The sequence below is a fragment of the Vibrio sp. D173a genome (assembly GCF_030248475.1).
In genome coordinates, this window is record NZ_JAHGAH010001128.1 from 1 (window position 1) to 495 (window position 495).

The 495-nt window shown below is 50.1% G+C and carries 1 protein-coding gene and 1 pseudogene; both read right to left on the bottom strand.

The genetic code is table 11. From position 1 onward, the window contains the following. Positions 1-256, bottom strand: a pseudogene (locus KIV40_RS31760) (cytochrome c oxidase subunit I); the annotation flags it as partial. Next, the coding region (locus KIV40_RS31765; protein ID WP_285353306.1) for a cytochrome c at positions 253-495 on the bottom strand (243 nt) is incomplete at its 5' end. The gene KIV40_RS31765 and the pseudogene KIV40_RS31760, both read right to left, overlap by 4 nt.

Sequence of the window (495 nt, forward strand, 5' to 3'; positions counted from 1 at the left end):
GCTGTAATCCGGGTTGAAATAACTCGGCACGAATCACCATAGCCATCGCCCCGCCCGTTAAGAACATCGCAAAGCTGAACCACAGATAGAGTGTGCCTATATCCTTATGATTGGTTGAGTAGAGCCAACGAGCCCATCCTTTTGGTGCTTCATGATGGTCATGATCGGTCACGTCGATTAAATCATCGGCAGTATGACTGATCGCTTGATCTTCAGCCGGCGCTGACTTCACCGGTTTGTTGATAGGTGAACTCATATCGCCTCCTTACTCATCGAGGACTCGGGTGTTGTTTGCGTATCAGACGTAGCATCCGCACTGCCACCGCCTTCGATTTGCTGTTTATAGGCGTTGATGTCGGATGCCTGAATAACATCACCCGGATCGTTGCCCCACGCATTGCGTTGATAGGTGATCACTGCAGCAATCTCTTTCTCAGTTAACTGATTATCGAACGCCTGCATTGCCGTACCAGACCGGCCGTAAACGATGACATC